We start from the raw sequence: 24,432 nt of genomic DNA on the forward strand, positions 1-24,432 counted from the left end.
GTGAGATCGCCGACGTAATGTGGCGTCATGTCGCTGTGGACCCGAGAGGTACCGCCGTATCCGCCCGTGCGCTACACCGGCGAACCCGAGGTCAGCGCGACACTGCGCCGCGGTGACGAGCCGGCCGACTACGACTCCTTCGGGCTGGTGCAGTACCACTATCTGGCCAACCAGAAGAAGACCGACGGCGACTACGGACTATTCCGCGTCGACCTCGCGCCGCGGGCGGGCGGACCGGGTCCGCACTTCCACCGCGCCATGTCGGAGGCGTTCTTCGTGCTGTCGGGGTCGGTGACGATCTACGACGGCACCGAGTGGACACGCGCCGGGCAGAACGACTTCGTGTTCGTACCGCCGGGCGGTATCCACGGCTTCCGCAATGAGGTCGACGACCCGGCCTCGATGCTGATGCTGTTCGCCCCTGGCGCACCGCGCGAGCACTACTTCGAGGGTCTGGCCCACCTCGGCGACCTGACCGACGCGGAGCGCGCCGAGTGGTTCGCCGCGAACGACAACCACTTCGTGGACTAGGTGCGTAGCCGCGCGGCCAGATACGGCGCGGTACGGCTCTGTCCAGCGGCCGCCACGTGCTCCGGGGTACCTGCGGCGACGACGCGCCCACCCGCCTCGCCTGCACCCGGACCGAGGTCGACGACCCAGTCCGTGCCAGCCACCAGGCGCATGTCATGTTCGGCGACGACGACAGTGTTGCCCGCGTCGACGAGGCTGTGCAGTTGGCCGTCGAGCAGGTCCACGTCGGCTGGATGCAAACCGGTCGTCGGCTCGTCGAGGACATAGAGCGTGTGGCGACGACGTCTGCTCGCTCGGCGAGCCTCGCTCGGTGGCGTGGACGTTTGCAGTTCGGTGGCCAGCTTGATCCGCTGCGCCTCACCGCCGGAGAGCTCAGTTGCGGGTTGCCCGAGGCGAAGGTAACCCAGCCCGACCTCCTTCAGCGTCGTCAGGGAGCGCGCCGCACCGGCGACGTCGGCGAAGAACACCGATGCCTCGTCCACGGTCATCGCGAGAACGTCGGCGATCGTGCGGTCGCGGTAGCGCACCTCGAGCGTCGCCTCGTTGTAGCGGGCGCCGTGGCATGTCGGGCACTGGCCGTAGGTGCCCGGCAGGAACAGGAGTTCAACGGATACGAAGCCCTCGCCCTGGCAGGTGGGGCAACGCCCTTCGGCGACATTGAAGGAGAACCGGCCCGCGGTCCATCCGCGGCGACGCGCCTTGGGCGTGGCGGCGTAGACCTTTCGCACGGCGTCGAACAGCCCGGTGTAGGTGGCCAGTGTCGAACGGGGTGTCCGCCCGATCGGCTTCTGATCGACGGCCACCAGCCGGTCGATCAGCTCGACTCCGTCAGCGGTGACGCCGACGCTCGCGTCACGGTCCAGGTCGATCATCTCGGTGTCGGCGTCGGCGTCTCGGTCCGGTTCGGCGGCCTCGCCGCCCAGATGGCGGGCGACGACGTCACCGAGCACCTTGTAGACCAGTGTCGACTTGCCGGAGCCGGAGACGCCGGTGACGGCGGTGTAGGTGCCCAGCGGGATGTCGACATCGAGGTCGCGAAGGTTGTGGAAGGTGATACCGCGCAACCGCAGCGTCCCCGATGGCGTGCGCGGAACCCGCGGCGCGGGTGGTGTCGCGTCGAACAGGTACCCGCGGGTGATCGAGGCGGGCACATCGGCCAACCCAGGCACCGGACCGCTGTAGAGCACCTCACCGCCGAGTTCGCCCGCGCCGGGGCCGACGTCGACGATCCAGTCCGCTCTCCGGACCACGTCCATGTCGTGTTCGACCACGAACAACGAGTTCCCTGCCCGCCGCAGCCGGTCGAGCACGTCGAGCAGTGGCTCGGCGTCGGCCGGGTGCAGCCCCGCCGACGGTTCGTCGAGGACGTAGAGGACGCCGAACAGTCCAGCCCGCAACTGGGTGGCCAGCCGCAGCCGCTGCAACTCCCCCGGCGACACCGTCGGCGTGCGGCGGTTCAGGGCCAGGTAACCGAGCCCGAGTTCGACGAGCACCTGGACCCTGGCGACCAGGTCCGCGGCGATCATCGTGGCGACCTCGGTCAGCTCGCCTGACTCGGTGGACTCGTAGGCGGCCTCGAAGTCGGTGCGTTCGGCGGCGGGCCGGAGCACCTCGGCGAGTTCGGCCAGCGGCAGCGCCACCAGTTCGGCGATGTTGCGGCCCGCGAAGGTCACGGCGAGCGCCTCGGCTCGAAGGCCCGACCCATCGCAGAGCGGGCAGTCGACGCTGTCGACGAACTTCAGCACCCGTCGGCGCATCATGGCGCTCTGCGAGTTGGCCAGGGTGTGGCGGACGTGCCGCTCGGCACTGGAGAAGGTGCCGTTGTAGAAGTAGTCGGCGGTGACGGCAGCCCGGTTCGGATGGATCTCGACGGTCGGCTGCTGGTCGGTGAACAGAATCCAGTTGCGGTCGCGCTTCGGGAGCTTGTGCCACGGCTTGTCGATGTCGTAGCCCAGCGTGATGAGGATGTCGCGCAGGTTCTGGCCCTGCCATGCTCCCGGCCACGCGGCGACGGCACCCTCGCGGATGGTCAGCGACGGATCCGGAACGAGCGTCTGCTCGGTCACCTGGTGGATGCGCCCCAGGCCGTGGCACTCCGGGCAGGCGCCGACCGCGGTGTTCGGCGAGAACGCATCGGAGTCGAGGCGCTCGGTGAAGCCCTTCGGGAACGTGCCCGCGCGGGAGAACAGCATCCGCAACAGGTTCGACAGCGTCGTGACCGTGCCGACCGATGACCGCGATGACACCGATCCGCGTCTCTGCTGCAGCGCGACGGCGGGTGGCAGTCCGGTGATGTCGTCCACCTTGGGCGCGCCGGTGGGCAGCAGCAGTCGGCGGGCATACGGCGCCACCGACTCGAAGTACCGCCGCTGTGCCTCCGCGTAGATCGTCCCGAACGCCAGCGAGGACTTGCCGGAGCCCGAGATGCCGGTGAACGCCACCAGGGCGTCGCGCGGCGCGCTGACGTCGATGCCGCGTAGGTTGTGCACGCTGGAGCCAAGGACTCGAACGAACGGGTCATGATCGGCATTCGGCGTCGCAGGCATGCTATGAGTTTGCTCTCATTCATCGATTCGAAACCCGATGACTCGACTGGACGCGTCGTCGGTCGGCGGCGGTGTTACCCGCCCATGACACTCCGACACGCTAGTTCCCCAGACACGCCCGGCGGATGTGCGCTGCCGGAACCGCTTGCCCTAGAGTGTCCTTCGACCAGATAGGAGTCTTCGGGTGCGGGCATACGAAGCGCCCAGCACCCAGACTTTGCGGGGCTGGCAACGTCGGGCGTTGGTGAAGTATCTGACCGCCGCTCCTCGTGATTTTCTCGCGGTGGCGACCCCGGGATCGGGTAAGACTACGTTTGCGCTGCGCATCGCGGCCGAGCTGCTGTCCGAGGGTGTCGTCGAGCGGATCACCGTGGTGGTTCCCACCGAACACCTCAAGATCCAGTGGGCGAAGTCCGCGATGAACCAGGGCATCGCACTCGACCCCAAGTTCAGCAACTCCTCGGCGCAGAACTCCGATGAGTACCACGGCGTGGTCGTCACCTATGCCCAGGTCGCCAGCCATCCGGGACGTCACCGGGTGCGCACCGAGAATCGGCGCACGCTGGTCATCTTCGACGAGATCCACCACGGCGGCGACGCCAAGAGTTGGGGCGATGCGGTCCGCGAGGCGTTCGACGACGCGACGCGGCGGCTCGCGCTGACCGGTACGCCGTTCCGAAGTGACGACAGCGCCATCCCCTTCGTCACCTATGAGCGCGGCCCCGACGGGTTGGAGCGCTCGCAGGCCGACCACACCTACGGTTACGCCGACGCGCTGGCCGACGGCGTCGTTCGCCCCGTCGTGTTCCTGGCCTACTCCGGTGAGTCGCGCTGGCGCGACAGCGCGGGCGAGGAGCACGCGGCACGTCTCGGCGAACCGCTCAACGCCGAACAGACCGCCCGCGCCTGGCGAACCGCCCTGAACCCCGCGGGTGACTGGATGCCCGCGGTGATCGCCGCGGCCGACAAGCGGCTGCAACAGAAGCGCCAGCACGTGCCGGACGCCGGCGGCATGATCATCGCCTCCGACCAGACGGCGGCCCGCGCCTATGCCGAGCTGCTGACGAAGATCACCGGTGAGACCCCCACCGTCGTGCTGTCGGACGACAAGGGCGCCTCGGACCGAATCACGGAGTACTCCCAGGGCACCAGTCGCTGGTTGGTCGCGGTGCGAATGGTGTCCGAGGGCGTGGACGTGCCTCGCCTGTCGGTAGGGGTGTACGCCACCAGCGCGTCGACACCGCTGTTCTTCGCGCAGGCGATCGGCCGTTATGTGCGCCTGCGCCGCCGGGGCGAGACCGCCAGCATCTTCCTGCCGTCTGTGCCCAACCTCCTGGAGCTGGCCAGCGAGATGGAGGCCCAGCGCAATCACATCCTGGGCAAGCCGCACCGCGAGTCCGACGGCGAGTTCGACGAGTACGAGGAGAAGGCGAAGTCCGAGCCCAGCGAGCTGGACAACGGCTTCGAGATGCTCGGCGCCGAGGCCGAACTCGACCAGGTCATCTTCGACGGCTCGTCGTTCGGGACGGCCACCCCCGCGGGCAGCGACGAGGAGGCCGACTACCTCGGGATCCCCGGGCTGCTCGACGCCACCCAGATGCGAGACCTGTTGCGGCGCAGGCAGGAAGAGCAGCTCGACAAGCGCACCGCAGCGGGCGGGACGCTGCCGGTGACGTCAACCACCCACGGCCAGTTGCGCGATCTGCGACGTGAACTCAACGCGCTGGTGACCCTCGCCCATCACCGAACGGGCAAGCCGCACGGCTGGATTCACAACGAGCTGCGGCGAATCTGCGGTGGCCCGGTGCTCGCGGCGGCGAACTCCGAACAGATCAGCGCCCGCATCGAGGCCGTCCGCACGTTGAAGACCTAGCCGCGAGGAACTCCTAGCGCTGCTCGGCCAGCTGCGCCAGGTGCCCCAGCGAGTTCTCCAGGTGCGCCAGCGGGAAAGGCGGGAACTGGATCTCGTCGCGCAACTCCTGCGGCACCGCCGACCAGTCGTAGGTCAGGGTGACGTCAGTGCGGTCGGCGCCGGCGGGAGCCAGGTCGTAACGCCAGATCCAGCCGCCGTACTCGATCTCGCCTTCGGGTCCGGCCTGGCCCGGCTCCCAGGCAATGACGCTCGGTGATTCCAGGGCCACCACCTTGTTGGCCATCTCGTAGGCGCCGTCGGGGTGATTGCCGTGGTACATCGCCATGCGGAAGATCTGCCCGTTCTCGGTCAGCGGCTTCCCATCGAGGGACTCCCGCACCCAGCCGGTGCCGTCGATGGCCTGGTGCGACGAGGGATCGGCAAGCACGGCGAAGACGTTCTCGACGGGCGCACCGACGGTGGTTTTCACGATTACCAGTTCATTGCTCATGCCGGTACCGACTCGTCCGGACCCGAGAAGTCATCGCGGCGAGGCGAGGTCGAGCGTGACGCGGATCTCCCGAGGGAGACCTCACGGCCAGGCCTCCTTTTACTTAGGCTTGCCTCACCTAACAGGAAAGGTGAGCGATGCGAGACATCAAGGTCGCGGTGATCGGGGCGGGTCCGGCGGGAATCTACGCCGCTGACATCCTGACCAGCGAGTACGGACACGCCCGAGTCGACGTCTTCGACCGGTTGCCCGCGCCTTACGGACTGGTCCGCTACGGCGTGGCTCCCGACCACCCCCGCATCAAGGAGATCGTCAAGGCGCTGCGCCGGGTGCTGTCCCGCGACGCGATCCGGTTCATCGGCAACGTCCACTACGGCACCGATATCAAGCTGTCGGATCTGCGCCGCATCTACGACGCCGTCATCTTCGCCACCGGCGCGCGCGCCGACCGCAACCTGGACATCCCCGGCGTCGACCTGCCTGGCAGCCACGGCGCCGCCGACTTCGTGTCGTGGTACGACGGCCACCCCGACGTGCCCGCGGACTGGCCACTGACCGCGAAGAACGTCGCCGTACTCGGTGCGGGCAACGTGGCTCTCGACATCGCGAGAATGCTCGCCAAGCCCGCCGACGAACAACTCTCCACCGAGATCCCCGGCAACGTCTACCGCGGTCTCTCCCTCAATCAAGCCACCGACGTTCACGTCTTCGCCCGGCGTGGTCCGGCCCAAATCAAGTTCACGCCAATGGAATTCCGCGAACTGTCGCACTCCCCGAGCGTCGACGTCATAGTTCACCCTGCGGGTTTCGAGATCGACGAGGGCAGCCAGCAGGCCATCAATGCGAGCAAGTCCACGCGGCTCGTCGTGGACACGATGTTGCGCTACCTCGAGAAGGAGCCGACCGGTGCGCCGCACCGGATTCATCTGCACCTGTGCCAGGCTCCCGTCGCCATCCTGGGCACCGACCGCGTCGAGGGGCTGCGCACCGAGCGCACCGAGTTGATCGGTGACGGCACCGTGCGGGGCACCGGTGAGTACGTCGACTGGCCCGTCGAGGCGGTCTACCGGGCGGTGGGCTATCTGCCGTCGCACCTGGCCGACTTGCCGTTCGACCATCACGCCGGGGTCGTCCCACACGACGCAGGCCGAATCCTGGACATGGATGGCGTGCCCATCGAGGGAACGTACGTGACCGGATGGATCAAGCGGGGACCGATCGGGCTGATCGGCCACACGAAATCCGATGCCTCCGAGACCATCGTGAGCCTGCTGGCGGATCTGCCCGGCCTCCCGAGACCCGAGCTCAGCGACGGCAGCGACGGTGATGCCATCCTGGAACACCTGCGGGGCCGGGGCGTGGACTACACCACATGGGCCGAGTGGGAGCGGCTCGACGCGCACGAGATCGCGCTCGGCGCCCAGCAGGGTCGTGATCGGGTCAAGGTAGTCGCACGCGACGACATGATCCGCGCGGGCCGCGGTTGACCGCGCTACAACCCGAGCAGCGCCGGCAGGTCTGCCACCGAGTCGATGACGTGATTGGGCTGCATCGCGAATTCATCGGCAGCCCAGCGGTCGAGCGTGTCCTGCCGGAACTTCCCGGTGCGCACCAGCACGCCTGCCATACCGACCACCTGCGCCGCAAGGACGTCGTTGTTGAGGTCATCGCCCACCATGTACATCTCCTCGGGGTCGACCCCGAGCCGGTTGGCCGAGGCGAGGAACCCCTCCGGGGCGGGTTTGCCCACGCCCACTGCCTTGCGGCCCGAGGTCTCCTCCATGCCCAGCAGGTACATGCCCGTGTCGATGCGCAGTCCGTCGGCGGACTTCCACGCCGTGCTGCGGTGCATCGCCACCACCGGAACGCCCTGTGCCATCCAGTCATAGACCCGGCTGAGGGTGACGTGGTCGTACTCCGGGCCCGCGCCGCCCATCAGGATGACGTCGGGAGTCTCGTGTGAGTCACCGACCTCATTGGAGTAGACGACGTCGACGCCGGCCATGTCCTCGCCGATCTGCCCGCTGTTCACCAGGAAGCACCGCGCGCCGGGGTAGCGGTCCCGCACGTATTCGGCCGTGAGCACCGCGGCCGTGATCACCTCGTCGGCGGCGACGGCCATACCGGCCCCGGTGAGCAGCTCGGCGATCTGGACGCGGGTGCGCGTGGTCGTGTTGGTGAGGTAGCTGCGCGCGATCTGGTGATCCGCCAACACCCGCAATGTCTCCGCCGCACCCGGAATCGGCTGCCATGAGGTCACCAGGACACCATCGATGTCGAAGAGCACACCACCGATAGCCATGATGCCGACAGTAAACGGCGACCGTGTCGGCGCAACTCGGGCCTCCCCGGTCTCACTCAGGCCGACGCCGTTTAGGTCTGAGAAGCAGCCCACTCGGTCCGACCCACCCACGGCGTCGCCTCCGCGGCGATCGACCAGGCCCACTCGGCGGGCACATCGAGAACCCGGTAGCCCTTGACTCCCGCTGCGGTGGCCGCGACCAACGTGGCAACGCCCGCGCGGCGCTGGAACCAGCTCTGGCGCACCGTCCAGCCGATGACGCCAGCGGCGGCGATGCAGTCACGGCGCCGGTCCAGGCTTCCCGACCGCGCGACCAGCCACCCGTGACCGACGCGGTGCCCCAGCGATCGGGCCCGGTCGAAGCCGAGGAACGCGCACGCCGCCGTCCCCACCGCGAGAAGCGCCCACGCCCACGGCGGTGCCGACCAGACCACGGCGGCCACCGCGCCGACGACGGGCAACGCCAGCGCCCGCGTCCACCGCCGGCGCGCCGCGACCCGCCCGTGACGCCGCAACTCCCCGCCGACCTCGGCCGCCGTCAGGTCGAACAGAACCCTCTCGGCGGTGCTCCGCGGGCACGGCGGCAGCAGCAGCGACGCCTCGCCCGACCCGTCCACACCCGTCATCACCGCGTCCAGGCGGGCACCCCCGAACGCTCGGACCAGCAGTGGTTCGCGCAACGTCCCACCGCGCAGACGGCGCATATCGTAGGTGTGCTCGCGCACCCGCAGCAGGCCATGAGTCAGGTGCAGCACACGGTCCCCGCCCTCGCCGTCATCGCGCCGCGACAGCACCAGATTGCCGAACGTGACCAGTGACCGCAGCACCGACAGCGTCACCGATGCCACCAGCACCGCCAGCCCTGCGGCCGCAACGGTGACGACGACACCGAGCCGCTGCGCCGTGTCCAGCCCCGCCTGCGCCAGCTCCGAGTCCTCCAGCACGGCAACGGCTCCCGTCTGATAGACCACGCCCACCACCGCGGCGATCATCGCCAGCCCGGCGAGGCTCAGCGGGCTGTAGCGCAGCCACGACGGCTCCCAGCGGGCCAGCACCACCGCCGGTGCCTGCGCCGAACTCGACCCGGGCCCTGGCGCATCCACGAGCAGCATCGCGCGCAGATCGGTCACCTCCTCGACCCGGACGGCGTCGAGCGCGAACTCCGTGTCCCCCTTGGCCTCCTGACCGGTACTCACCTTGACGACGGTGAGCCCGAGCAGCCGGTGCAGCAATCGCGCGTCGGTCGAGACCGATCGGATCCTGTTGCGCGGCACCGACAGCACCGTCCGTTGCAGCACCCCCTCGCGGCGCTGGATCTGCTCGGCGTCGATGCGGTAGGTGGTGGTGAACCACCGGGCGATGCCGTAGGCCACCAAGAGCACCAGCGCCGCCACCGACCACAGCGGGTTGCCCGTCGCGGTGCCCAACACCACCGAACCGATGAGCAGCGGTAGTTGGCGCAGCACCTCGTGGATCGGGTGCACCAGCAGCATGCGGGGGCTGAGCCTGCGCCACTCGGTTGCGGTCACGTCGCGTCCTGCTCACCGATCGAGGCGATGTCGGTGAGTTCTGCGGCGATCCGGTCTGCGACATCGGAGTCCAGCGCCACGATCCGCACCGCGCCCGCGGAGGACGCTGTCGTCACCGTGACGGTGGCCAGGCCGAACAACCGATCCAACGGGCCGCGCTGGGTGTCAACGGTCTGCACGCGCGAGATGGGGGCGATGCGGCGCTCCTGCACCAGCCAGCCGGTCCGGGTGTAGACGGCCTGCGCCCCGATCTCCCACCGGTGCACCCGGTATCGCCACATCGGCACGACGAACACGAACAATGCGATGCCGAGCACCGTCGCGCCTGCGGCGGCGGCGTGCAGCGCGACATGTCTGCCGTCGACGGAGAACCACACCACCTGTGCCACCGCAAGCACACCCCACGGGATGGCCGCGCCGATCGCCCAGACCAGCGGTGCCCTGCGGCTGGGCGGGTTCGTGGGGTCGATCAATGTCAGCACCCCTCTGAGTATGGTCGTGCCTATGAGCACGAAGTGGACAGAGCACGACGTTCCGAGTCAGGAGGGCCGCGTCGCCATCGTGACCGGCTCCAATACCGGCCTCGGGTTTCACACCGCCAGGGTGCTCGCCGAACATGGCGCCCGAGTGGTTCTCGCGGTGCGCAACACCGACAAGGGCCGGGATGCGGCCGTCGAGATCGCCAAGACAGCTCCCGGCGCTGACGTCACGGTGCACGAACTGGACCTCGGCTCGCTGGCCTCGGTCCGCGACGCGGCGGAGAAGCTGAAGGCGACCTACCCGCTCATCGACCTTCTGATCAACAACGCCGGCGTGATGTACCCGCCCAAGCAGACCACCAAGGATGGCTTCGAGCTTCAGTTCGGCACCAACCATCTTGGCCACTTCGCGTTCACCGGGCTGTTGCTCGATCACATTCTGCCCGTCGAGGGTTCGCGGGTCGTCGTGGTCGCCAGCATGGCGCACAACATCCGGGCCGGCATCCACTTCGACGACCTGCAGTCGAAGCGCAGCTATAACAGGGTGTCCGCCTACGGGCAGTCCAAGCTGGCCAACCTGATGTTCGCCTACGATCTGCAGCGCCGCCTGGCGGCAAAGAACGCGCAAACCATCGCGGTCGCGGCGCATCCGGGCCTGTCCAACACCGAACTCATGCGCCACATCCCCGGCGCGAACCTGCCGGGTGTCATGAAGGCCGCGGGTCTGGTCACCAACAGCCCGGCCATGGGTGCGCTGGCCACGCTGCGCGCCGCGACCGACCCTGCGGTCAAGGGCGGGCAGTACTACGGCCCCGACGGATTCCAGGAGCTGCGCGGATATCCCGTACTCGTCAAGTCCAGTGCGCAGTCCCACGACAAGACGATCCAGGACAAGCTGTGGACCGTGTCCGAGGAACTCACCGACGTCACCTACCCGGTGTGACGATGCGTTCAGTCGAAGAACACCAGAGTGTGGTCGCCGGGCTCATCACCGCACGCACCGCGATCACGGTCCCGCTGGCCGAGGCGCTCGGCCTCGTCCTGGCCACCGATATCGTGGCCCCACTCTCTCTGCCCGGTTTCGACAACTCCGCCATGGACGGGTACGCCGTCATGGCCGATGACATCGCAGGCGCCACGTCAAGCAATCCAGTGAGACTTCCTGTCGCCGAGGACATCCCGGCTGGACGCACCGATCTGCTGACGCTCGCACCCGGTACCGCGCATCGCATCATGACGGGAGCACCGCTGCCGTCGGGTGCCACCACGGTGGTTCCGGTCGAGGCCACCGACGGCGCCATCGACGTCGTCGAGATTCGTTCGGCCACCAAACCCGGCCAACACATTCGGCGGGCGGGCGAGGATGTCAGCGCCGGCACCACGGTGCTCACCGCGGGCCAGGTCCTGACCCCGCCTGCACTCGGACTGGCTGCGGCCCTGGGGCTGGCGGAGTGCAATGTCATTCCGCGACAACGGGTTCTGGTGATGTCGACGGGCTCGGAACTCGTCTCCCCCGGCACCCCGCTGCAACCCGGCCAGATCTACGAGTCCAACGCCGTGATGCTGGCCGCCGCGGTTCGAGACGCGGGAGCCGAGGTGTCAACCGTCGCGATGTGCTCGGATGACGTCGACACCTTCCGCGATGTCCTGGTTCGCAACTGTGCCGACGCCGATCTCGTCATCACCACGGGCGGTGTCAGCGCGGGCGCCTACGAGGTGGTCAAGGACTCGCTCGGCGAGGAGGTTGAGTTCGCCAAAGTCGCGATGCAGCCCGGGATGCCGCAGGGCGCGGGCCGGGTCGCGGGCACGCCGATCATCACACTGCCTGGCAATCCGGTAAGCGCACTGGTGTCGTTCGAGGTTTTCGTCCGCGCCCCACTGCGCGCGGCCATGGGCCTGCCTGATCCCGGACGCAAGCGGCGCACCGCGACGCTCACCGAGTCGCTCACCTCACCGCAGGGCAAGCGCCAGTTCAGACGCGGTGTCATCGACGATGACGCCGTCACCAGCTATGGTCCGCCGGCATCGCATCACCTGCGCTGGCTGGCGTCGGCCAACTGCCTCCTCGAGATCGGCGAGGAAGTCACCGAGCTGAGCGCCGGGTCGGCGGTGCGGGTGTGGGACTTGAGCTAGCCGTCCCGGCAACAGCAGTCCGTACGTAGAATCGAGCCCAATGGCCAGACCAGCGCGACCATCCGACGCACCCGCCCAATCCGAGATCGCTCGGCTGGTTGAGCTGGTGCAGATGACCATCCCTCCAATCCACCCTGCCGGCCTGCCGTTCATCGCAGGCGGGCTCGGGATCGCGGCCGCGGGCCGCCGCCGCCGTTGGGTGCGCAATGCGGGGCTGAGTGCCGCGGGCGCGTGTGCACTGTTCTTCCGGCACCCGCCCCGCGTGCCACCGACCCGAGAAGGGGTCGTCGTGGCACCGGCCGACGGTCGGGTCACCCTGATCGAGAGGGTCGTGCCACCCGCAGAGCTCAACCTCTCCGATCAGCCGATGACACGCATCAGCATCTTCCTGTCGGTGTTCGACGCCCACGTCCAGCGGGCGCCGGTAACCGGTGAGGTCGTCAGCGTCAAGTACCAGCCGGGCCGGTTCGGTTCGGCTGAACGCGATGAGGCCAGCACGGAGAACGAGCGCAACAGCGTGTGGATCCGTACCGCCGACGGTGTCGACGTCGTGGCCGTGCAGATCGCGGGTCTCATCGCCCGCCGCATCGTGTGCTCGGCGAACGTCGGCGACAAAGTCGCCATCGGCGACACCTACGGCCTGATCCGGTTCGGCTCGCGGCTGGACACCTATCTGCCCGCCGACGCGACGGTGCTCGTCGAGATCGGTCAGCGCGCGATCGGCGGCGAGACGGTCCTGGCGGAGTTGCCCCGATGAGACCCCGCATCAAGAAACCACCCCAGCTGTCGGTGCGCATTCTGCCGAGCGCGCTGACGGTGGCGGCCATCTGCCTTGGGCTCTCAGCGGTGAAGTTCGCGTTGGAGGGGCGGCCCACCGAGGCGATGGCGCTGCTCGCGGGTGCCGCGATCCTCGATGCGCTCGACGGGCGGGCGGCCCGCCTGCTCAAGGCGACGTCGAGGATGGGCGAGGAGATCGACTCGCTGGCCGACGCCGTGAACTTCGGTGTGGCACCGGCGTTCATCGTGTACGCGACGCTGTTGGAGCACTCGCAGCTGGGGTGGATCGTGGTGCTGTTCTACGCGGTGTGCATTGTGCTCCGCCTGGCGCGCTACAACGCGATGCTGGACGCCGACGGTCCCGCGTATGAGAAGGAGTACTTCGTCGGCATGCCCGCCCCGGCGGGTGCGATCGGCGCGATAGGTCCGATCGCCGCCAAGCTCCAGTTCCCCGGGCCCTGGTGGGACACACCCCAGGCCGAGTGGGCCGTCATCGCCTGGATGATCGGCGTCTCACTTCTGGTGGTCAGCGCGATCCCGATGCGCAAGGTGCACACGTTCGCGGTGTCACCGAATATGGTCGCTCCGCTGTTGGCACTGCTTGCCATTCTCGTTGCGGCGTCGATTCAGTACGGCTACATCGTGATCATGGTGATCATCGTGGCCTACGTCATCCACATCCCGTTCGCCATCCGGACCAGGGCCTGGCTCGCCAATCACCCCGAGGTGTGGGACGACAAACCGAAGGTGCAGCGTCAGACTCGGCGCGCGATCCGGCGGGCACAGCCTCACCGGCGCTCCTCGGCCCGCCTTGGCCTGCGCAGGCCCGGTTCGGGGACTGGACCCGGTCCGCGCCGGTGACGCAGAGCAACGGATTCGACGGCCCTGGATTCGACGCCGAGTCCGGCGACCGCCCGATGACCCACCTGCAGTTGACCGCGCGGTTGAACACGTCGGCCCTGGATGCGCGCCGCGGCGTGGTCCGTCTTCATCCTGAAGTGCTTGCCGCGCTGGGAATCCGGGAGTGGGACGCAGTGTCCCTGACCGGTGCCCGCACCACCGCCGCGGTCGTCGGCGTCGCGCCGGCCGGCACAGCGACGGGAATCGCACTTCTGGACGACGTCACGATGTCGAACGCCGGGCTGCGGGAGAGCACGATGGTGATCGTCGCCCCGGTCACGGTGTACGGCGCCAAGTCGGTCTCACTGAGCGGGTCTCGGCTGGCGAGCCAGTCGGTGTCCCCGGCAACACTGCGAATGGCGCTGCTGGGCAAGGTGATGACCGTCGGTGACACCGTGTCCCTGTTACCGCGCGACCTCGGCCCCGGCACCTCCACGTCGGCCGCCTCCTCCGCGCTGGCGTCCTCGGTGGGCATCACGTGGACCTCCGAGCTGCTCACCGTCACCGGTGTCGACCCGGCCGGTCCCGTGAGCGTGCAGCCGAACTCGCTGGTCACCTGGGGTGACGGCGTCACGACCGCGAGCGACTCCCCCACGGCGGGGCAGTACACCGTGACAGGCCCCAGCCAGCACGATCTCCAGCCCGAGCGGCCACCTATCCCTATCGACGACATCAGAGGTGCGCACGCCCAGGTCGGCAGGCTCACCGAGTGGCTCAAGCTCGCGCTCGACGAACCCGAACTGCTTGCCACGCTGGGCGCCACACCGAATCTCGGTGTCCTGGTGTCCGGGCCCGCGGGCGTCGGCAAGGCCACCATGGTGCGGGCCGTGTGCGCCAAGCGCCGCCTCGTCGAACTCGACGGCCCCGAGGTGGGGGCGCTGCGCGCGGAGGACCGACACACCAGGGTGGCGGCGGCGGTCGCCACGGTGCGCGACGGTGGCGGCGTCCTGCTGATCACCGACGTCGACACGCTGCTGCCCGCGACTGCCGAGCCCGTGGCCACGCTCATCCTGTCCGAGCTGCGGACGGCGGTTGCCACACCGGGCGTCGCGTTCATCGCGACCTCGGCCGTGCCCGACGGCGTCGACGTCCGGCTGCGCGCCCCCGACCTGTGCGATCGCGAACTGGGCATGAGCCTGCCCGACGGCGCCACGCGCAAGGCGCTTCTGGAGGTACTGCTGCGCGGAGTCCCGACAGTGGATCTGAACCTCGACGAGATCGGCTCGAAGACACCGGGTTTCGTGGTCGCAGATCTCGCAGCGCTGGTGCGCGAGGCCGCGCTTCGGGCCGCCGCACGCGCGAGCGAGGACGGCAAGCCGCCGGCGATCACCCAGGCCGACTTCTCCGGAGCACTGTCGGTGATTCGCCCGCTGTCGCGCTCGGCCACCGAGGAGGTGGCGGTCGGCGCGGTGACGCTCGACGACGTCGGCGACATGGTCGAGACCAAGCAGGCGCTCACCGAGGCGGTGCTGTGGCCGCTGCAACACCCCGACACCTTCGAACGCCTCGGCGTCCAACCGCCCCGGGGTGTGCTGCTCTACGGTCCGCCCGGCTGCGGCAAGACGTTCGTTGTCCGCGCCCTGGCCAGCACCGGCCGGCTGTCCGTGCATGCCGTCAAGGGCGCGGAGCTGATGGACAAGTGGGTCGGCTCATCGGAGAAGGCGGTGCGCGAACTGTTCACGCGCGCACGCGATTCCGCGCCGTCGCTGATCTTTCTCGACGAGATCGACGCACTGGCCCCGCGGCGTGGGCAGAGCTTCGACTCCGGTGTCACCGACCGCGTGGTCGCCGCACTGCTCACCGAGCTCGACGGTATCGATCCCCTGCGCGATGTCGTGGTGCTCGGTGCCACGAACCGGCCCGACCTCATCGATCCGGCCCTGCTGCGACCAGGGCGGCTGGAGAAGCTGGTCTTCGTCGAACCCCCCGACGCCGACGCGCGCCGCGACATCCTGCGCGCATCGGGAAAGTCCATCCCGTTGAGTGCTGACGTCGACCTCGACGCGCTCGCCGACGATCTCGACGGCTACAGCGCGGCCGACTGCGTGGCGCTGCTGCGGGAAGCTGCGCTGACCGCGATGCGGCGGTCGATCGACACCGCCGACGTCACGGCCGAGGACGTCGCCAAGGCCCGCGAGGCGGTGCGGCCATCGCTTGATCCCGTGCAGGTGGCCTCGCTGCGCGCGTTCTCCGAGGGCCGGTGACTACGGGCGGGCCTCGAGCACCAGATTGAACGGGGTTTCGGTGGCGCGCCGGAAACGGCTGAAGCCACCGCCGTCGACGACGACTTCGCGGATCCGGGCCTCGCCCGCTTGAGCACCCAGCGCCGGGCCGTTGCGCGCAAGCGAGACGGGCACGCAGATCTGTGTCGAGGCGCCGTACATCACCCGGCCCACCGGGTTCAGGTTGTCGGTCACCACGTCACCCGCGAACGGTTCCACGATCATCGCGGTGCCGTCGGAGCTCACCGCCGTCCTTGCGTGCCTGGCCACACTGACCGGATCGGCCATGTCGTGGAGGCAGTCGAAGAACGCGATGAGGTCGAATCCCCTGCCCTCGTAACCGACCGCGTCTGCGACCTCGAACCGCGCATTCTGCGCACCGGCTGCCGCCGCCTTCTCCGTTGCGACATCGATCGACTCGGCGTGGTAGTCGTATCCGACGAATTCCGAATCGGGGTAGGTCAACGCCATCAGGATGGTGCTGGCACCGTGCCCGCAGCCGATGTCGCCGACCTTCGCGCCGCGCTGCAGTTTGTCGACGACGCCGTCCAGGGCGGGCAGCCACGACCCGATCAGGTTGGTGTTGTAGCCCGCCCGGAAGAATCGTTCGGTGCCCTCGAACAGGCACGGATGGTGTTCACCCCACTCCATGCCTGCACCCGACCTGAAGTTGTCGACGGTGTGGCCAAGGGCGTGGAAGGTCGCCTCGACGATGTTGTAGGCGCCGGGCAGGTCCACCGGGCCATTCGGATCGGTCAGGCACAACGCCTGTTCCTCGCTAATGGACCACAGCTCAGTCGCCGGGTCATATTGCACGTAGCCGCCCGCGCCCTGATTGCCCAGCCATTCGCGGACGTAGCGTTCGTTGGTGCCGGTGCGTTCGGCCAGTTCGGCGGAGGTGACCGCACCCTTTGCCAGCTCTCGGTACAACCCGAGTCGATCCCCGACGAGCATCAGGGCCGAACTCATCGCCGCACCCAGATCCCCCACGGCCTTGCCGAGGAACTCGTTCAGCTTTGCTTCGTCGACAGCCATGGCTGCCTCTTTTCATTGCCGGGTTTGTCCTGATCCCAGCGTGAACCTCTCGCCGGTCCCGCATCGGCGATTAGCCAGAATCGCCGCTCTCGGCGAGGTCGGCCAGTCGCTCCATCGACGCCGCCAGCTTCTCGGGGGTGGTGGCCCGGGCCCGCACCAGCCGTTTCTCATCGGTGAGGCGTGACCAGTCATAGGTGTGCGTGACCAGTGTCCGGCCGTCATCGAGCGGTTGCAGTTCCCACCGCCACAGGTGCCCTGGCGGCTCGGCGCCCTCCTCGGAGGGCAGCCACGCGATACGCCGGCCCTCCTCGAACTCCACGACATGATTCTCACGGACGATGCCCAGCGTCAGCATCATCGTGAACACATCGCCGACGGCGCGCACCCGCTGGCCGGTGGGGGCTTGGGCCAGGTTGTCGTTACCGTCCCAGCTCGGCTGCTGCGCCGGATCGGCGATGAACTCGAAGATGGCCGCGGCAGGAGCGGCGATCTCCCGGCCGACGCTCACAATGTGGTTCACACCAACAGTTTACGGATAGCGGCAGCCAGATCATCCTCCAGCCACGCAGGCAATTCGCCGTCGTGGGCGTGCCGACGCACCACCGCATACGGCAGATCGACCACGGCTCGAGCGACGGCGTCCAGCGACCGCGGGCCGTCATCACCGCGCAGCTCCCGCGTCAGCTCCCGTAGCCGTGCCATCAGCGGCGCGTTCATCTGCGCCAGTCGCGCCCCGAATGCGTCATCGGGTTCACCGTCAAGCAGGTCACGGGGCCGGATCGTCAGCAGCAGTCGGGCATCCTCGGGCAGTGCCCGCGCGAACCGGACGGCGGCCACACCCATCGCCACCGCGACATCCACTGGCGTCTCCCCCGACGCCTCCAACGCCCCGGCCTGGAACCGTTGCAGCGCACGCAGCCACGCCGCGGTGAGTATGCCGTTGCGGTTACCGAACCGGTGATACAGCGTGCCGGCCGGGGCGCCGCTGGCCTTGGCGATGGCCGCGACGCCTGCCGCACGCGGGCCGTCGGCGAGTACCAATGCCCGCGTCGCGTCGAGGATCGCGTCGGTTTCATGCTTCCGCGGAGGTGCCACGATCTAGTACAGTCCTTCTATATGGAACAGTTGCCCTATATCGATGAGCATGCCATAGACGTCGACGCCGGCCGCGCCGACACGTGGGCGGCGGTCACCGCACGCCTGGGCGGACCGCCAACGGGCTTCCGCATCGGCGAGGCACGCGAGCCCGAACGGTTCACGCTGGCGGGCCGGCACCCGTTCGCGATCTACGAGTGGGTCTTCGAACTGGACCGCCTCGACGCCGAACACACCCGGGTGCGGTCCCAGACCTGGGCGGCCTTCCCCGGTCTGCACGGCAAGATCTACCGCGCCCTCGTCATCGGCACCGGAATTCACAAAGTGGCGGTGCGCTGGACACTGCGCCGCATCGCCGGGGCGGCGCCGCACACGCGAGGAGCAGACAACCGGTGATCCTGAACTGGGGCGCGACCGCCGAGGAACGATCCGCAGCCCTGCCGTGTGACGCCATCGCACCGCACGCCGCGACACGGGCGGACCGGGCCATCAGCATCGCCGCGCCACCGTCGGTGACATTTGGCTGGCTGTGCCAGTTGCGGGTGGCCCCCTACAGCTATGACCTGCTGGACAACGCCGGCCGCCGCAGTCCGCGAACGCGCGACCCGGAGTTGACGAAACTTGCTGCGGGACAGCGCTTCATGCACATTTTCTCGCTTGCCTCCTTCGCCCCCGACGAGCACATCACCCTGCAGACCGGACGGGTGGCGGTCACCTATGCGGTGCATCCGGCGGGCGCCGCGACCCGACTGCACGCGCGGGTGCTGTTCGGCGGACCTCGTGCGTTCGGATGGGCGCTGGCCCTGGGCGACGTGGTGATGATGCGCAAACAACTGCTCACACTGCGCGGGCTGGCCGAGCGGGAGGCTGCGCCACTTCTGAGCGAACGCCCGGACCCAACCCGTCGGAGCGGCTGATCTGCCATCCGTAGAATGGCAGAAGACCAAAGCCCGGACGGCCTGCGATGTGCTTCGTGATCCACGCGTCGGAAGTGGCTGACACCCCGAGAACCGGATCGGAGTGCCATGCTGGCCATCCTGTTCGCCCACGCGGTTGCCGCCGCGGTGGCGCCGGTGCTCGTGCGCCGATGGGGACGGCAGGCGTTCTACCCGCTGGCACTCGTCCCGCTCGGCTCACTGTTCTGGGTCGGCGCGCACTGGCCGGGCCATGGCGCGCAGACCGTCGACATCTCATGGGTTCCCGAGCTGTCGATGAACATAACGCTGCGCTTCGACGCGCTTGCCGCCGTGATGAGTGTGCTCGTCCTCGCGGTCGGCGCGCTCGTCCTGTTCTACTGCGCCGAGTACTTCCACCACCACGACGGTCACACTGAGAAGCGTCTGCCGAGTTTCGCCGCCGAACTCGTCGCATTCTCCGGTGCCATGTTCGGCCTGGTGGTCAGCGACAATCTGCTGCTGCTCTACCTGTTCTGGGAACTGACCACGGTGTTGTCGTTCCTGCTGGTCGGTCACTACGCCGAGCGCGCCACCAGCAGGCGCGCGGCAATGCAGGCGCTGCTCGTCACCACCGCAGGCGGCCTCGCGATGCTGGCCGGCATCATCATCCTTGGCGAGATCTCAGGCACCTACCTGCTGTCCGAACTGGTGCAATCCCCTCCGACCGGTACAGCCGTGACGGTCGGCGTCCTGCTGGTACTGGTCGGCGGGCTGTCGAAGTCGGCGATAGTCCCGCTGCACTTCTGGCTCCCCGGTGCGATGGCCGCACCGACACCGGTCAGCGCCTACCTGCACGCCGCGGCCATGGTCAAGGCCGGCGTCTACCTCATCGCGCGGATGACTCCCGGCTTCGCCGACTCCCCCGGATGGCGGCCGACGGTCGTCGTGCTCGGTCTGGTCACCCTGGTGATGGCCGGATGGCGTGCCATCCGCGAGTACGACCTCAAGCTCATCCTGGCGTTCGGCACAGTCAGCCAGCTCGGACTCATCACGATCATGGTCGGCACCGGCGGGGGCGACCTGATGCTCGCCGGCTTGGCGATGCTGTGCGCGCACGCCATGTTCAAGGCCGCGTTGTTCATGGTGGTCGGCATCATCGACCACGCCACCGGCACCCGCGACATCCGGCGGCTCGCCTGGCTCGGCGACCGCCACCGCCCACTTCTGGTGATCTCGATCGGTGCCGCAGCCAGCATGGCCGCTCTGCCACCGTTCCTCGGCTTCGTCGCCAAGGAGGCCGACTTCGAGACGCTGGCACACAGTGCGTCACTGGGCGCCGCGGCGCCGTGGGTGCTGGCGTGCGTGGTGTTCGGCTCGGTGTTCACCACCATCTACAGCCTGCGCTTCGTCTACGGCGCGTTCGCGCGCAAGGGTCGCTCCGAGCCGAGCAAGCTCGTCGCTGAGATGCATCGCCCGACCGCGACGTTCCTGTTCGCGCCCGCGTTCCTCGCCGCAGCCGGCCTGGTGTTCGGGGTGTGGCCCACGGTCCTCGACGATGTGCTCGGCGACTACGCCGACACCGTTCCCGGTGCGTCCGACTACCACCTCGCGCTGTGGCACGGCGTGAACCTGCCGCTGCTCCTGTCGGTTGCGGTGCTGGCCACGGGCACGGCGATCTTCTACTTCCGTACGCGGCTGCGCCGAGTGCGATTGGGCTTCCTACCACTGGCCAACGCCGACCACATCTACGACAGCGTGGTCCGCGGCACCGATGCGCTGGCCGTCCGACTCACCTCCGTCACCCAGCGCGGCTCGATCCCCGCGACGCAGGCCGTCATCCTCTCCACCCTGGTCCTGCTGCCCACCGCGATGCTGATAATCGGCGCGCGCGACCGGCCGGAGGTTCGGCTATGGGAGTCGCCCCTGCAGGCCGTCGTCGGCCTGATCGTCCTCGCCGCGGCGGTCAGCGCCGTGGTGATGCGCAACCGGTTGGCCGCGGTGCTGCTCGTCGGCGTGACGGGTTACGGGTGCGGACTCATCTTCGTCTTTCACGGCGCACCCGACCTCGCGCTCACGCAATTCCTCGTCGAGACCCTGACCCTGGTGATCTTCGTCCTCGTCCTGCGGACGCTGCCCGCCGAGGCGGAGCGGTCGTCCATGAACCGAAACCGATTGCCGCGCTTGGCCCTGTCGTTGGCGGTGGGGGCATCCGTCACGGCGCTGGCGGCGTTCGCCATGGCCGCCCGCAGCACCAGGCCCATCGCGGACCTTCTGCCCGACGCCGCCTACTACCGCGGGCACGGATCCAACACGGTCAACGTGCTGCTGGTCGACATCCGCGCGTGGGACACCCTGGGCGAGATATCGGTGCTACTGGTGGCGGCGACGGGCGTTGCGTCAATGGTGTTCCGCAACAGGCGTTTCGGTGTGGCACCGCGGGTCGCCGACGCCGGCCAGCCCGATATCGGCCGGATTCCGGTGCTGGCGACCAGCCCTGCGGTCGGCGACGTCACGTGGTTGCGCGGCAGCGAACTGCGTGACCCGCGCTACCGATCCCTGGTACTCGAGGTGGCAACGCGCATCATCTTCCCGCTCATCATGGTTCTCTCCGCGTACTTCTTCTTCGGCGGGCACAACACGCCCGGCGGTGGCTTCGCCGGTGGACTGACGGCGGGCCTGGCGCTGGTGCTGCGCTATCTGGCCGGCGGCCGGTACGAACTCGGTGAGGCTCTGCCACTGGATGCCGGCAAGATTCTGGGCGCGGGCCTCGCCCTCTCGGCGGGTACCGCAGTGGCCTCCCTGTTCCTCGGCGCCCCCGTCCTGTCATCGGCGGTGTTCGAGTTCGACGTGCCCGTGCTCGGTTCGATCAAACTGGTGACGGCGTTGTTCTTCGACCTCGGTGTGTATCTCATCGTGGTGGGCCTGGTGCTCGACGTGCTGCGCAGCCTCGGCGCCCGACTGGACACCGAGATGGTGCAGCGCATGCGGGCGGCCCAATGAACATCACCTACATCGTCCCGCTGATCCTCATCGGTGGGCTCACGAGCACCGGGGTCTACCTACTGCTGGAGCGCAACCTGACGCGAATGCTGTTGGGGCTTCTGCTCGTCGGCAACGCCGTCAATCTGCTCATCCTCACCATCGGAGGACCGTCGGGCAATCCGCCGATCCGCGGGCGTACCACCGAGGGCGGAACAAGCACAGCCGATCCCCTGGCCCAGGGCATGATCCTGACCGCCATCGTCATCACCATGGGCATCGCCGCGTTCGTGCTGGCCATGACGTACCGGTCCTACCGACTATCACGCGCCGAGGAGGTCCCCATCGACTTCGAGGACGCCCGAGTGTCCGAGCGCGGGACGTCACCGCTCGACGAGGACCGTCCCGAGCACGTGCCCTCACGCGATACCGATGCCCCCGACGAACTGGACGCGTTGCCGGGGCACGAGGGATCACGGTGAGCCTCGCAACAGTCCTAACGCCGCTGCCCGTCCTGATCCCGACTCTTGCCGCCGCGGGGACGTTGCTCGCGAGCCGCATGCCGCGACTGCAACGGGTGATCACCGTGGTGGCGTTGATGGCGGTCGTCGCGGTCTGCGCGGTCCTGGTCTACCTGGCCGACCGGGACGGCACCATCGTTGTGCACGTCGGCGGGTGGGAGCAGTCCATACCCGGTATGGGCCCCCTGGGCATCTCGCTTGTGGTGGACCGGCTCTCGGCGCTGATGCTCGTCGTGTCGGCGATCGTGCTGCTCGCCGTCGTCTTCTACGCCATCGGCCAGGGCATCCGCGACGGCGACGAACGCCAGCCGGTGTCGATCTTCCTGCCGACCTATCTGGTGCTGTCGGCGGGCGTGTGCATGGCGTTCCTCGCGGGCGACCTGTTCAACCTGTTCGTCGGCTTCGAGGTGCTGCTGTCCGCAAGCTTCGTGCTGTTGACCATCGGCGCGAGCGCGGAGCGGGTGCGCGCGGGTATCGCCTACGTGATGGTGTCGATGGTCAGCTCGCTGATCTTCCTGATCGGCATCGCGATGATCTACGCGGCGACCGGCACGTTGAACATGGCCGAGCTGGCGATCCGCCTCGACGACGTGCCGTCCGGTACGCGCGCCGCGCTGTTCGCGGTGCTGATGGTGGCGTTCGGCATCAAGGCCGCGGTGTTCCCGCTGTCGGCATGGCTGCCCGACTCGTATCCGACCGCACCTGCTCCGGTCACCGCCGTGTTCGCCGGCTTGCTGACCAAGGTCGGCGTGTACGCGATCATTCGCGCCCACACGCTGTTGTTCCCCGGCGGCGCACTCGACGAGGTTCTTCTCGTCGCCGCGCTGCTGACCATGGTGGTCGGCATATTCGGCGCCATCGCGCAGACCGACATCAAGCGACTGTTGTCGTTCACGCTGGTCAGCCACATCGGCTACATGGTCTTCGGCATCGCGCTGTCCACCGAGCTCGGCATGTCCGGTGCCATCTACTACGTCGCACACCACATCGTGGTGCAGACGACACTGTTCCTCGTGGTCGGTCTCATCGAACGCCAGGCCGGCGCATCGACACTGCAACGCCTCGGCGGCCTCGCCGCGGCCAGTCCACTGCTGGCCTTCGTCTTCCTGGTCCCCGCGCTGAATCTCGGCGGCATCCCGCCGTTCTCGGGTTTCATCGGCAAGGTGGCGCTACTGGAGGCAGGCACGCAGACCGCGTCGGTGCTGGCATGGATGCTGGTCGGCGGCGGCATCGTGACGAGTCTGTTGACGCTCTACGTCATGGCGCGGGTGTGGACCAAGGCGTTCTGGCGCTCGCGCGCGGACGCCCCCGAGGGCGATATGTCGGCGGCAATCCCATCAGCACTGCTCGACGAGAGCGAGGACTCCGATGACGTCTCCTTCGTCGATCGCGACGATGTGGGCAAGATGCCGTTCGGCATGCTGGCGCCGACCGCCGCGCTAATCCTGGTCGGTCTGGCGCTGACGGTGTTCGCCGGACCCATCTTCGCCTTCAGCGAGCGCGCCGCAGCCGAGGTCATCGACCGCGGCCAGTACATCACCGCGGTCCTAGGTGGTGGATCGTGAGGTGGCTAGCGCTGCGCGCCTGGATACTGTGCTGGCTGATCCTGGTGTGGATGTTGTTGTGGGGCGAGGTTTCCCCGGCGAATGCGATCAGCGGGCTGGGCGTCGCGCTCTTGATCACGGTGCTGCTACCGCTGCCCCCGGTACCCGTCGAGGGCCGGTTGCATCCGCTGTCGCTGCTGCGCCTGTTGGTCACGATCTGCTACTACCTGGCATCGTCCTCAGTTCAGGTGGCCTGGCTCGCGATCAAACCCGGCCCACCCCCGCTCACCGCTGTACTGCGCGTCCACCTCTCGGTGAAGTCGGATCTCGTCCTCGCGCTGATGGTCAACGCCATGAACCTCATCCCGGGCGCGATAGTCCTGGAGATCGACCAGACCCGCCGCATGATCTACGTGCACGTGCTCGACGTCGGCTCCGATGCCGCGGTGCGGCGGTTCTATCAGCAGACCGCGGAACTGGAGCGACTGATGATCGCGTCGTTCGAGCGCGATGCCGACTGGAAGCCATCCAAGGAGAGCGATCAGGAGAGCGGGGATCGCGCATGAAGGCCCAGCGAGAA

22 protein-coding genes are annotated in these 24,432 nt (G+C 68.3%); 14 read left to right on the forward strand and 8 right to left on the reverse strand.

What is annotated here, in order from left to right; translation table 11 throughout:
- Window positions 1-27: 27 nt before the first annotated feature.
- Window positions 28-531 carry a cupin domain-containing protein gene (locus tag ABIA65_RS21840; protein ID WP_241401199.1) on the forward strand — a complete coding sequence of 168 codons (504 nt, stop codon included), beginning with the start codon at window positions 28-30 and terminating at the stop codon, window positions 529-531.
- On the opposite strand, the gene ABIA65_RS21845 is transcribed toward ABIA65_RS21840, so the two are convergent.
- Window positions 528-3,077, reverse strand: a complete 2,550-nt coding sequence (locus ABIA65_RS21845) for an excinuclease ABC subunit UvrA (protein WP_241401200.1) — start codon at window positions 3,075-3,077, stop codon at window positions 528-530. The genes ABIA65_RS21840 and ABIA65_RS21845 overlap by 4 nt on opposite strands.
- Window positions 3,078-3,261: 184 nt before the next feature.
- Between ABIA65_RS21845 and ABIA65_RS21850 the strand changes: the two genes are divergently transcribed.
- Window positions 3,262-4,950 carry a DEAD/DEAH box helicase gene (locus tag ABIA65_RS21850; RefSeq protein WP_354524871.1) on the forward strand — a complete coding sequence of 563 codons (1,689 nt, stop codon included), beginning with the start codon at window positions 3,262-3,264 and terminating at the stop codon, window positions 4,948-4,950.
- Between the two features lie 13 nt (window positions 4,951-4,963).
- Here the strand turns inward: ABIA65_RS21850 and ABIA65_RS21855 are convergent, their stop codons facing one another.
- Window positions 4,964-5,440 carry an SRPBCC family protein gene (locus ABIA65_RS21855; protein ID WP_354524872.1) on the reverse strand — a complete coding sequence of 159 codons (477 nt, stop codon included), beginning with the start codon at window positions 5,438-5,440 and terminating at the stop codon, window positions 4,964-4,966.
- A gap of 137 nt (window positions 5,441-5,577) precedes the next feature.
- Here ABIA65_RS21855 and ABIA65_RS21860 point away from each other — a divergent pair, with 137 nt between their 5' ends.
- A complete protein-coding gene (locus tag ABIA65_RS21860; protein WP_354524873.1) occupies window positions 5,578-6,927 on the forward strand; it encodes an FAD-dependent oxidoreductase in 1,350 nt (449 codons plus the stop codon).
- Window positions 6,928-6,932: 5 nt separating this feature from the next.
- On the opposite strand, the gene ABIA65_RS21865 is transcribed toward ABIA65_RS21860, so the two are convergent.
- The 3 genes from ABIA65_RS21865 to ABIA65_RS21875 all read right to left on the reverse strand — a co-directional run bounded on the left by ABIA65_RS21865 (window position 6,933) and on the right by ABIA65_RS21875 (window position 9,750).
- The gene (locus ABIA65_RS21865) at window positions 6,933-7,742 is read right to left on the reverse strand and encodes an HAD-IIA family hydrolase (RefSeq protein ID WP_241401204.1); all 810 of its coding nucleotides are present in this window, start codon (window positions 7,740-7,742) and stop codon (window positions 6,933-6,935) included.
- Window positions 7,743-7,813: 71 nt separating this feature from the next.
- Window positions 7,814-9,235 (reverse strand): PH domain-containing protein, encoded by a 1,422-nt coding sequence (locus ABIA65_RS21870; protein ID WP_354524935.1) that lies wholly within the window; start codon window positions 9,233-9,235, stop codon window positions 7,814-7,816.
- A gap of 32 nt (window positions 9,236-9,267) precedes the next feature.
- Window positions 9,268-9,750 (reverse strand): PH domain-containing protein, encoded by a 483-nt coding sequence (locus tag ABIA65_RS21875; protein WP_354524936.1) that lies wholly within the window; start codon window positions 9,748-9,750, stop codon window positions 9,268-9,270.
- 25 nt (window positions 9,751-9,775) lie between these two features.
- Between ABIA65_RS21875 and ABIA65_RS21880 the strand changes: the two genes are divergently transcribed.
- Genes ABIA65_RS21880 through ABIA65_RS21900 form a run of 5 tightly spaced genes read left to right on the forward strand, consistent with a single transcriptional unit; the run spans window position 9,776 to window position 15,764 of the window.
- Window positions 9,776-10,693, forward strand: coding sequence for an SDR family NAD(P)-dependent oxidoreductase (locus ABIA65_RS21880; protein WP_354524874.1), 918 nt, complete (start codon window positions 9,776-9,778; stop codon window positions 10,691-10,693).
- A gap of 2 nt (window positions 10,694-10,695) precedes the next feature.
- On the forward strand, window positions 10,696-11,883 hold the full coding sequence (moeA, locus tag ABIA65_RS21885) for a molybdopterin molybdotransferase MoeA (RefSeq protein WP_241401206.1): 1,188 nt from the start codon (window positions 10,696-10,698) through the stop codon (window positions 11,881-11,883).
- A gap of 40 nt (window positions 11,884-11,923) precedes the next feature.
- The gene (locus tag ABIA65_RS21890; RefSeq protein ID WP_354524875.1) at window positions 11,924-12,640 is read left to right on the forward strand and encodes a phosphatidylserine decarboxylase; all 717 of its coding nucleotides are present in this window, start codon (window positions 11,924-11,926) and stop codon (window positions 12,638-12,640) included.
- Window positions 12,637-13,521: a CDP-alcohol phosphatidyltransferase family protein gene (locus ABIA65_RS21895; protein WP_241401208.1), complete on the forward strand. Its 885-nt coding sequence runs from the start codon at window positions 12,637-12,639 to the stop codon at window positions 13,519-13,521. Before ABIA65_RS21890 ends, ABIA65_RS21895 begins: the two co-directional genes overlap by 4 nt.
- Window positions 13,522-13,577: 56 nt before the next feature.
- The gene (locus ABIA65_RS21900) at window positions 13,578-15,764 is read left to right on the forward strand and encodes an AAA family ATPase (RefSeq protein ID WP_241405857.1); all 2,187 of its coding nucleotides are present in this window, start codon (window positions 13,578-13,580) and stop codon (window positions 15,762-15,764) included.
- Here ABIA65_RS21900 and ABIA65_RS21905 read toward each other — a convergent pair whose 3' ends face one another.
- From ABIA65_RS21905 to ABIA65_RS21915, 3 genes are all read right to left on the reverse strand, one after another.
- Window positions 15,765-16,817, reverse strand: coding sequence for a methyltransferase domain-containing protein (locus ABIA65_RS21905; protein ID WP_354524876.1), 1,053 nt, complete (start codon window positions 16,815-16,817; stop codon window positions 15,765-15,767).
- A 70-nt stretch (window positions 16,818-16,887) separates the two neighbouring features.
- The gene (locus ABIA65_RS21910; RefSeq protein WP_354524877.1) at window positions 16,888-17,337 is read right to left on the reverse strand and encodes an SRPBCC family protein; all 450 of its coding nucleotides are present in this window, start codon (window positions 17,335-17,337) and stop codon (window positions 16,888-16,890) included.
- The gene (locus ABIA65_RS21915; protein WP_241401211.1) at window positions 17,334-17,912 is read right to left on the reverse strand and encodes a TetR/AcrR family transcriptional regulator; all 579 of its coding nucleotides are present in this window, start codon (window positions 17,910-17,912) and stop codon (window positions 17,334-17,336) included. The genes ABIA65_RS21910 and ABIA65_RS21915 overlap by 4 nt, the downstream gene beginning before the upstream one ends.
- A gap of 21 nt (window positions 17,913-17,933) precedes the next feature.
- Here ABIA65_RS21915 and ABIA65_RS21920 point away from each other — a divergent pair, with 21 nt between their 5' ends.
- The 6 genes from ABIA65_RS21920 to ABIA65_RS21945 all read left to right on the forward strand — a co-directional run bounded on the left by ABIA65_RS21920 (window position 17,934) and on the right by ABIA65_RS21945 (window position 24,418).
- Entirely contained in the window at window positions 17,934-18,308 is a 375-nt protein-coding gene (locus ABIA65_RS21920; protein WP_354524878.1) for a hypothetical protein, read from the forward strand.
- Window positions 18,305-18,829, forward strand: a complete 525-nt coding sequence (locus ABIA65_RS21925; RefSeq protein WP_241401213.1) for a hypothetical protein — start codon at window positions 18,305-18,307, stop codon at window positions 18,827-18,829. Before ABIA65_RS21920 ends, ABIA65_RS21925 begins: the two co-directional genes overlap by 4 nt.
- Before the next feature lie 108 nt (window positions 18,830-18,937).
- Window positions 18,938-21,808: a Na+/H+ antiporter subunit A gene (locus ABIA65_RS21930; protein ID WP_354524879.1), complete on the forward strand. Its 2,871-nt coding sequence runs from the start codon at window positions 18,938-18,940 to the stop codon at window positions 21,806-21,808.
- On the forward strand, window positions 21,805-22,269 hold the full coding sequence (locus tag ABIA65_RS21935; protein ID WP_241401215.1) for a Na(+)/H(+) antiporter subunit C: 465 nt from the start codon (window positions 21,805-21,807) through the stop codon (window positions 22,267-22,269). Before ABIA65_RS21930 ends, ABIA65_RS21935 begins: the two co-directional genes overlap by 4 nt.
- Window positions 22,266-23,873 (forward strand): Na+/H+ antiporter subunit D, encoded by a 1,608-nt coding sequence (locus tag ABIA65_RS21940; RefSeq protein WP_241401216.1) that lies wholly within the window; start codon window positions 22,266-22,268, stop codon window positions 23,871-23,873. Before ABIA65_RS21935 ends, ABIA65_RS21940 begins: the two co-directional genes overlap by 4 nt.
- Window positions 23,870-24,418 (forward strand): Na+/H+ antiporter subunit E, encoded by a 549-nt coding sequence (locus ABIA65_RS21945; protein WP_354524880.1) that lies wholly within the window; start codon window positions 23,870-23,872, stop codon window positions 24,416-24,418. The genes ABIA65_RS21940 and ABIA65_RS21945 overlap by 4 nt, the downstream gene beginning before the upstream one ends.
- Window positions 24,419-24,432: the final 14 nt, after the last annotated feature.

The sequence above is a fragment of the Mycolicibacterium sp. 624 genome, assembly GCF_040548615.1.
Taxonomy (GTDB): domain Bacteria; phylum Actinomycetota; class Actinomycetes; order Mycobacteriales; family Mycobacteriaceae; genus Mycobacterium.

Bases quoted from the DNA above. Each gene is read 5' to 3' on its own strand.
- ABIA65_RS21840 (WP_241401199.1), top strand. From the start codon at position 28: ATGTCGCTGTGGACCCGAGAGGTACCGCCGTATCCGCCCGTGCGCTAC.
- ABIA65_RS21845 (WP_241401200.1), bottom strand. From the start codon at position 3,077: ATGCCTGCGACGCCGAATGCCGATCATGACCCGTTCGTTCGAGTCCTT.
- ABIA65_RS21855 (WP_354524872.1), bottom strand. From the start codon at position 5,440: ATGAGCAATGAACTGGTAATCGTGAAAACCACCGTCGGTGCGCCCGTC.
- ABIA65_RS21860 (WP_354524873.1), top strand. From the start codon at position 5,578: ATGCGAGACATCAAGGTCGCGGTGATCGGGGCGGGTCCGGCGGGAATC.
- ABIA65_RS21865 (WP_241401204.1), bottom strand. From the start codon at position 7,742: ATGGCTATCGGTGGTGTGCTCTTCGACATCGATGGTGTCCTGGTGACC.
- ABIA65_RS21870 (WP_354524935.1), bottom strand. From the start codon at position 9,235: ATGCTGCTGGTGCACCCGATCCACGAGGTGCTGCGCCAACTACCGCTG.
- ABIA65_RS21880 (WP_354524874.1), top strand. From the start codon at position 9,776: ATGAGCACGAAGTGGACAGAGCACGACGTTCCGAGTCAGGAGGGCCGC.
- moeA (WP_241401206.1), top strand. From the start codon at position 10,696: ATGCGTTCAGTCGAAGAACACCAGAGTGTGGTCGCCGGGCTCATCACC.
- ABIA65_RS21890 (WP_354524875.1), top strand. From the start codon at position 11,924: ATGGCCAGACCAGCGCGACCATCCGACGCACCCGCCCAATCCGAGATC.
- ABIA65_RS21895 (WP_241401208.1), top strand. From the start codon at position 12,637: ATGAGACCCCGCATCAAGAAACCACCCCAGCTGTCGGTGCGCATTCTG.
- ABIA65_RS21900 (WP_241405857.1), top strand. From the start codon at position 13,578: ATGACCCACCTGCAGTTGACCGCGCGGTTGAACACGTCGGCCCTGGAT.
- ABIA65_RS21905 (WP_354524876.1), bottom strand. From the start codon at position 16,817: ATGGCTGTCGACGAAGCAAAGCTGAACGAGTTCCTCGGCAAGGCCGTG.
- ABIA65_RS21920 (WP_354524878.1), top strand. From the start codon at position 17,934: ATGGAACAGTTGCCCTATATCGATGAGCATGCCATAGACGTCGACGCC.
- ABIA65_RS21930 (WP_354524879.1), top strand. From the start codon at position 18,938: ATGCTGGCCATCCTGTTCGCCCACGCGGTTGCCGCCGCGGTGGCGCCG.
- ABIA65_RS21935 (WP_241401215.1), top strand. From the start codon at position 21,805: ATGAACATCACCTACATCGTCCCGCTGATCCTCATCGGTGGGCTCACG.